Here is a 6406-nt window from a genome sequence, read left to right on the forward strand (position 1 = left end):
ATCCGATCAGGCCCATTCCCGCTGGGCGAGCTTCTGCTCGTAGGCGTCGATCGCCGAGGCGCGTTCCAGGGTCAGGCCGATCTCGTCGAGCCCGTTCAGGAGGTTGTGCTTGCGTCCGGCCTCGATGTCGAAATGCAGGCTGCCGCCATCCGGCCCCCGGATGGTCTGCGCCGCCAGGTCGACCGACAGGGTGGCGTTGGCGCCGCGCTCGGCATCCTCGAACAGCTTCTCGAGATCCTCCGGGGCGACGGTGATCGCCAGGATGCCGTTCTTGGCGCAGTTGTTGAAGAAGATGTCGGCGAAGCTCGTCGAGATCACGCAGCGGATGCCGAAATCGGCCAGCGCCCAGGGCGCGTGCTCGCGCGACGAGCCGCAGCCGAAATTGTCGCCGACGACCATGATCTTGGCGTTCCGGTAGGCCGGCTGGTTCAGCACGAAATCCGGGTTCTCCGAACCGTCCTCGCGGTAGCGCATCTCGGCGAACAGGCTCTTGCCGAGCCCCGTCCGCTTGATCGTCTTCAGGTACTTGGCCGGGATGATCCGGTCGGTGTCGACGTTGATCGTCCGCATGGGCGCCGCGACGCCCTCCAGGGTCGTGAACTTTTCCATCGTCTGACGGCTCTCGCAGCTCAGTGTTCTATCGGGGGGTTTATCAGCGCCGCGTGCGCGCCGGAAGCGTCAGGCCAGATCCGCCGCGTCGGCCCGCAACAGGGTGCCGTCGTGCAGCGCCGAGGCGACCAGGGCGCCGGCGATCCCGGCTTTGCGCAACGCCCGCAGGTCGTCCGGCCCGCGCACGCCGCCCGCCGCGTAGAGGCTGCGATCCGGGGCCCGCGCCTGCAGGGCGGCGAGCGCCGCGAGGTCGGGGCCGCTGCCGGCGCCGACCTGGGCCAGCGTCATGGCGATCACCTCGGGCGGCCAAAGCGACGGATCATCGTGGAGAGCGGCGGGGCCGAGGCGCTCGGCGCCGCGCGTGTCGAGGGAGAGCACCGCGCGGCCCCCGAATCGCGCCGGCAGGCCGGCATCCGCCTGGCTCTCGCTGCCAATCACCGGCCGGCCGAGGCCGGTGGTCAGAAAGTCCGCGATGCCCTCCGGATCGGCGAAGCCCGCATCCACCCACAGGGCGACGCCCGGGCAGGCGCGGGCAATCGCCGTCAGCGCCGCCAGATCCGGTGGTGCGTGGTCGATGATCGCGTCGAGATCCGCCACGTAGAGGATCGTGGCCGGCCACGCATCGCACAGGCCGCGCGCCACCGCGTCGGGGGCAGACCCCTTTGCCAAGGGCGTCTCGATCGAGGCATAGGAGGAGCGCTCGCCCCGGCGCGCCCGCACCACGCGGCCGTTCCGGAGATCGAGCACCGGGATCACCGCGAAGCCGGGACGCCCGGATTCGTGGTCCATCGAGGTGTTCATCGCGGTCCCATGCTCTCACCATCCCTGAAGACGATCGGGTGGGACCTCGGCGGGGTTCACGTCAAGGCCGCGCTGGTGGAGGCCGGGCGCGTGGTTGCGGCCGTCCAGGTGCCCTGCCCGCTCTGGCAGGGGCTGCCGGCCCTCGATCAGGCCCTCGCGCGCCTTCCGGACTGGGCCCGAACTGAGGCCCGGCACGCGGTCACCATGACGGGCGAATTGACCGACTGCTTCGCCGACCGCCGGGCGGGTGTGGCCGCGCTCGCAGGCTGGGCCGCGGCGCATCTCGATGGATCTGTGCGGATCTATGCCGGCCGTTCGGGCTTCGTCGCTCCGGAGGCGGCCGCGGAGGTTGCCGCCGACGTGGCCTCGGCCAATTGGCACGCCACCGCGGCGCTCGTCGGGCGGATCGCGCCGGACGCGCTGCTGGTCGATATCGGTTCGACCACCACCGACCTGATCCCGATCGTGGGGGGCCGCCCGGCAGCAACGGGCTACAGCGACGCCGAGCGCCTGGAGACGGGGGAACTGGTCTACACGGGCGTGGTCCGCACGCCGGTGATCGCGCTCGCCGACCACGCGCCCTTCGCCGGCCGGCGCACCCGGCTGATGACCGAGACCTTCGCCCATATGGCGGACGCCTACCGGATCCTCGGCTTGCTCCCCGAGGGGGCCGACCAGCAGGCGAGCGGCGACCGCAAGGGTAAGTCGGTCCCGGAGAGCGAGACTCGGCTCGCCCGGATCGTCGGGCGCGACCGCGCGGAGGCCCCGGGCTCGGCCTGGGCGGCGCTGGCGGCGCATTTCGCCGAGGCGCAGCTGCGCCTGCTGCACGATGCAGCCGCGCTCCTGCTCGGCCGGCCGGATTGTTGCGAGACAGCTCCCCTGATCACCTGCGGGGTCGGGGCCTTCCTGGGGGAGCGCCTCGCGGACCGGCTCGGCCGCAGAGCCGTGCCGCTGGTGGATCTTCTGGACGACCGGATCGCCGGCCCGCGCGCATGGATCTCGACCTGCGGCCCGGCGGTGGCGGTCGGCCTCATCGCCACGGAGGAAACAGTCGCATGAGCGCCATCAAGATCCTGGCTCGGATCCTCACCGCCCGGGTCGGGCCGCATATCGAGCTGGCCGTGGAGACGGAGACCGGCGAGGTCCTGAAGGTGCTCGCCACCGAGGAGCAGATCGACCGGCTGGTCGATGAACTGGACGACATCCTCAACTCGCCCGCCGAGCCGGAGGACGACGGCCCGCCTGCGGCGGCCTGAGCCGATTATGAGCCTGATCGCCGCCAAGATCGCCATCACCCCGACGCTGATGTGGGCGGTCTCGGCGGCGGCGCGCCGCTGGGGCAGCCTCGTCGGCGGCATCCTCTCGGGATTGCCGCTGACCTCCGCGCCGATCTCGATCTACCTCGCGGTCGAGCAGGGGGAGCGCTTCGCCGCCGAGGCGGCCATCGGCTCGGTGGAGGGGTTGGGCGCGGTGACGCTCTGCTATCTCGCCTACGCGCTCTACGCTCCGCGGATGGGCGCTGTCGCGTCCATCGGCCTCGCCCTGGCGGCTTTTGTCCTGGGCGGTGCCGTGCTGCACGGGCTCGTCCGGCCCGGCCTGTGGCTTGCCACGGCGATCGACCTCCCAGCGATGGCGCTCGTCGTCGCCCTGTGCCGGCGGCGCGCCGCGTCCGGTGTTTCGGCCCGCCGGCCCCCGCGCTGGGACATGCCGGCCCGGCTGGCGGCGGCCACGACCCTGGTCCTGCTGGTCTCGACCCTCGCGCCCCTGCTCGGCCCGGGCCTGAGCGGCGTCCTGGCGCCGATCCCGATCATCTCCTGGCCACTCATCGTCTTCGCGCGGGTGCAGGACGGGGTCGGCGCATCGCTCGACGTGGTGCGCGGCAGCGCCCAGGGGGCGTTCGGGGTGCTGGCCTTCTACATCGTCGTCCACGCGACGCTCGGGGCGATGGAGCCGGTACTGGCCTACACCCTGTCGATCGCGGTGTCGGCTGCCTGTGTCCTGCCGTGGCTGCTCGCGCACCGGAATCCGCGAGCGGCGTGAGAGGTGCTGTCACTCACCGAAGCGCTCCGGAGACGGCCCATGATCACCGCCACCACGACGCTCACAGCCGGCTACGCCGCCGTACCGCCCGGCCACCTCGCAACGATCGTGACGTCTCTGGAGATGGTTCGGCCGCCAGCGCTGCGGCCCGTGCGGCCCTTCCCGCCCGGGATCGGGCTGCAGCCCCTCGTGGATCGCGATCCGGAAACCTACCGAAGTCTGTTCCGGGACGTGGGCGCCGACTGGCTGTGGTTCTCGCGCCTCGCCCTCAGCGAGGAGGCACTGGCCGCCATCCTGGCCGATGAGGCGGTCGAGATCCTGGTCCTTCGGCAGGCGGGCCGCGGCATCGGCATGCTGGAGCTGGATTTCCGGCAGCCCGGCCAGTGTGAACTGGTCTTCCTCGGCCTCACCCGCGACAGGATCGGGTCGGGTCTCGGCGACTGCCTGATGGACCACGCCCTGCGCCGGGCTTGGTCGCGCCCGATCGAGCGGATCTGGCTGCACACCTGCACCCTGGATCATCCCGCAGCCCTGGCGTTTTACCGGCGCTTCGGCTTCGAGCCCTTCGCGGTGCATGTCGAGGTCGCCCGCGATCCGCGTCTGACCGGCGCGCTCCCCCGGGACTGCGCGCCCCAGGTGCCGCTGCTCGGATGAGACGGGTCGGCCGGGCGACGCTGTTCCGGCGCAAAAACCCAAAGAAAAAGCCCGCCCCGATGCGTCGGAGCGGGCTTGAATCTAGGATCAGCGAAGGCCAGCCGTAAAGGCCGGCCCTGCTTCGATCACTCGGCGGCGGCGGGTGCTGCGGCCGGGGCTTCCTTGGTCTTGTAGCGATCGGTGCGCTCGACGATACGGGCCGACTTCCCGCGGCGGTCGCGCAGGTAGTACAGCTTGGCGCGGCGCACCTTGCCGCGGCGGACCACCTTGATCGAATCGATCATCGGCGAATGCACCGGGAAGACGCGCTCCACGCCCTCGCCGTACGAGATCTTGCGGACCGTGAAGCTCTCGTTGAGGCCGCCGCCCTGGCGACCGATGCAGACGCCCTCGTAGGCCTGGACGCGGGTGCGCTCGCCTTCCTTCACGCGGACGTTGACGATGAGCGTGTCGCCCGGCTCGAAATCCGGAATGGTCTTGGCGAGGCGCGCGACTTCCTCGCGCTCCAGCTGCTCGATGATGTTCATGGCATAGCTCCAGCCGTCGCGCCGTGACGCCCCTCATGGGCAGCCGGCGCCAGGATTTCGGCGATCCTGTTGTGAGTTGGCCGGCTCTCTACAGGATCGTCCCCGGCTTGTCGATTGCCGTTGCGAAGCCCGCGCGGGATGGCCGTCAGGCCGGTACGGCGCCGGCCTCGGGCAGCACGCAGTTCGACAGGAACGTCGCGAGGTCGTCGGTGATGTGGTCGATATGCGGCTCGCGCACCGCCTCCTGCTCGAACGCCTCCCGGTAGGGATCGATGATCTTGGGCACCACCAGGACGGTCGCCATGCCGAGGTCGTGCGGCACCGCGAGGTTGCGGGCGATGTCCTCGAACAGCGCGGCGCGGGTCGGCTCGACGTCATGCGCCTTCAGGAAGCGTTCGTAGGTCGAGCGCTCGGGCTTCGGTACGAAATCGGCGGCCGCGATGTCGAACACGTCCTCGAAATGGTCGAGGATGCCGAGCTTGGCCGCCACGTTCTCGGCGTGCCGGCGTGAGCCGTTCGTCAGGATCAGCTTGCGCCCCGGCAGCCGCTCGATCGCGTCGCCGAGATCCTTGTCGAGCTTGATCGTCGAGTGATCGATGTCGTGCGCGAAATCGAGGAAGTCGTGCGGATCGACCCCGTCCTCGACCATCAGCGCCTTCAGCGTCGTGCCGTAGCGATGATAGAAGTACTTCTGCAGGGCGCGGGCCGAGATCCCGTCGAGCCCGTAGAGCCCCATCACGTAGAGCGTGATTCGCTCATCGACCTGCGGCCAGACCCGGGCGTCGCTCGGGTAGAGTGTGTTGTCGAGGTCGAACACCCAGGTGTCGACATCGCTGAACCCGCGCGCGCCGGGCGTGGTGAACTGGGCCTTGTCGGGGTGATGCACCGTATCCCTTTGGATTCGTCCCCTGGAAGGCAAGTCTGGACCGTTGCGGTCAAGCTCGCAACCCTGGCCGGTTCGGGCCGATCGGGAGCAGGACAATGCCCGTGCGGGACGGAGGTTGCCGCCCCGCACGATTTCCTGCCGCGGCCGGTGCTCAGCCCCGCCGGATCAGCGTGCCGGCACCGTAATCGGTGAACAGCTCCAGCAGCACCGCGTGGTTGACCTTGCCGTCGAGGATGACGACCGCCTCCACGCCACGCTCAATCGCGTACATGCAGGTCTCGATCTTGGGGATCATCCCGCCGGTGATGGTGCCGTCGGCGATCAGGCGGCGGCAATCCTCCACGGTGAGTTCCGGGATCAGCTTCTTGTCCTTGTCGAGGACACCCGGAACGTCGGTGAGCAGCAGCAGCCGCTTGGCCCGGAGCGCCCCCGCGATGGCCCCCGCGAACGTGTCGGCATTGACGTTGTAGGTCTGCCCATCCGCCCCGTAGGCGACCGGCGCGAGCACGGGAATCAACTCCGCCTTCAGCACCGCGTCGAGTACGCCGCGCTCGACATGGTCCGGCTCGCCGACGAGGCCGAGGTCGATGGTCTGTTCCAAGTGGCTCTCGGGATCGACCATGGTCTTCAGCGCCCGCTTGGCCCGGACCATGTTGCCGTCCTTGCCGCACAGGCCGATGGCCCGGCCGCCCTCGGCCGAGATCCAGCCGACGATCTGCTTGTTGATCAGGCCGGCCAGGACCATCTCGACCACCTCGACGGTGGCCTCGTCGGTCACGCGCAGGCCGTTGCGGAACTCGGACTGGATGCCGAGCCGGTCGAGCATCTTGCCGATCTGCGGCCCGCCGCCGTGGACGACGATCGGCTTCAGCCCGGATTGTTCGAGAAG

General features: G+C 70.0%; 9 protein-coding genes. 4 read left to right on the forward strand and 5 right to left on the reverse strand.

Going from position 1 to position 6406, the window contains the following annotated elements:
- Positions 1 to 6 precede the first annotated feature (6 nt).
- Together leuD and MKK84_RS35305 are read right to left on the reverse strand one after the other, a co-directional pair.
- Positions 7 to 609 (reverse strand): 3-isopropylmalate dehydratase small subunit, encoded by a 603-nt coding sequence (gene leuD / locus MKK84_RS35300; RefSeq protein WP_243927714.1) that lies wholly within the window; start codon positions 607 to 609, stop codon positions 7 to 9.
- Between the two features lie 69 nt (positions 610 to 678).
- Positions 679 to 1398: a HisA/HisF-related TIM barrel protein gene (locus tag MKK84_RS35305; protein WP_243927716.1), complete on the reverse strand. Its 720-nt coding sequence runs from the start codon at positions 1396 to 1398 to the stop codon at positions 679 to 681.
- Between the two features lie 21 nt (positions 1399 to 1419).
- On the opposite strand from MKK84_RS35305, the gene MKK84_RS35310 reads away from it, so the two are divergent.
- From MKK84_RS35310 to MKK84_RS35325, 4 genes are read left to right on the forward strand one after another with little or no spacing between them, the layout of a single operon-like run.
- Positions 1420 to 2469 carry a hydantoinase/oxoprolinase family protein gene (locus MKK84_RS35310; protein ID WP_243927718.1) on the forward strand — a complete coding sequence of 350 codons (1050 nt, stop codon included), beginning with the start codon at positions 1420 to 1422 and terminating at the stop codon, positions 2467 to 2469.
- Positions 2466 to 2666 carry a hypothetical protein gene (locus MKK84_RS35315; protein ID WP_243927720.1) on the forward strand — a complete coding sequence of 67 codons (201 nt, stop codon included), beginning with the start codon at positions 2466 to 2468 and terminating at the stop codon, positions 2664 to 2666. The genes MKK84_RS35310 and MKK84_RS35315 overlap by 4 nt, the downstream gene beginning before the upstream one ends.
- 7 nt (positions 2667 to 2673) lie before the next feature.
- Positions 2674 to 3450 (forward strand): hypothetical protein, encoded by a 777-nt coding sequence (locus tag MKK84_RS35320; protein WP_243927722.1) that lies wholly within the window; start codon positions 2674 to 2676, stop codon positions 3448 to 3450.
- Positions 3451 to 3489: 39 nt separating this feature from the next.
- Entirely contained in the window at positions 3490 to 4104 is a 615-nt protein-coding gene (locus MKK84_RS35325; protein WP_243927724.1) for a GNAT family N-acetyltransferase, read from the forward strand.
- 125 nt (positions 4105 to 4229) lie between these two features.
- Here the strand turns inward: MKK84_RS35325 and rplS are convergent, their stop codons facing one another.
- The 3 genes from rplS to argB all read right to left on the reverse strand — a co-directional run.
- Entirely contained in the window at positions 4230 to 4631 is a 402-nt protein-coding gene (gene rplS, locus MKK84_RS35330) for a 50S ribosomal protein L19 (RefSeq protein ID WP_243927726.1), read from the reverse strand.
- Positions 4632 to 4776: 145 nt separating this feature from the next.
- Positions 4777 to 5517 (reverse strand): pyrimidine 5'-nucleotidase, encoded by a 741-nt coding sequence (locus tag MKK84_RS35335; protein WP_243927728.1) that lies wholly within the window; start codon positions 5515 to 5517, stop codon positions 4777 to 4779.
- Positions 5518 to 5668: 151 nt separating this feature from the next.
- On the reverse strand, positions 5669 to 6406 hold a 738-nt coding region (gene argB / locus MKK84_RS35340), incomplete at its 5' end, for an acetylglutamate kinase (protein WP_243927730.1).

It is taken from the genome of Methylobacterium sp. E-065 (genome assembly GCF_022829605.1).
Classification (GTDB): Bacteria; Pseudomonadota; Alphaproteobacteria; order Rhizobiales; family Beijerinckiaceae; genus Methylobacterium.

Coding starts and splice junctions, on each gene's coding strand:
- MKK84_RS35325 (WP_243927724.1), top strand. CDS start 3,490: ATGATCACCGCCACCACGACGCTCACAGCCGGCTACGCCGCCGTACCG.
- MKK84_RS35305 (WP_243927716.1), bottom strand. CDS start 1,398: ATGGACCACGAATCCGGGCGTCCCGGCTTCGCGGTGATCCCGGTGCTC.
- MKK84_RS35310 (WP_243927718.1), top strand. CDS start 1,420: ATGCTCTCACCATCCCTGAAGACGATCGGGTGGGACCTCGGCGGGGTT.
- MKK84_RS35320 (WP_243927722.1), top strand. CDS start 2,674: ATGAGCCTGATCGCCGCCAAGATCGCCATCACCCCGACGCTGATGTGG.
- rplS (WP_243927726.1), bottom strand. CDS start 4,631: ATGAACATCATCGAGCAGCTGGAGCGCGAGGAAGTCGCGCGCCTCGCC.
- leuD (WP_243927714.1), bottom strand. CDS start 609: ATGGAAAAGTTCACGACCCTGGAGGGCGTCGCGGCGCCCATGCGGACG.
- MKK84_RS35315 (WP_243927720.1), top strand. CDS start 2,466: ATGAGCGCCATCAAGATCCTGGCTCGGATCCTCACCGCCCGGGTCGGG.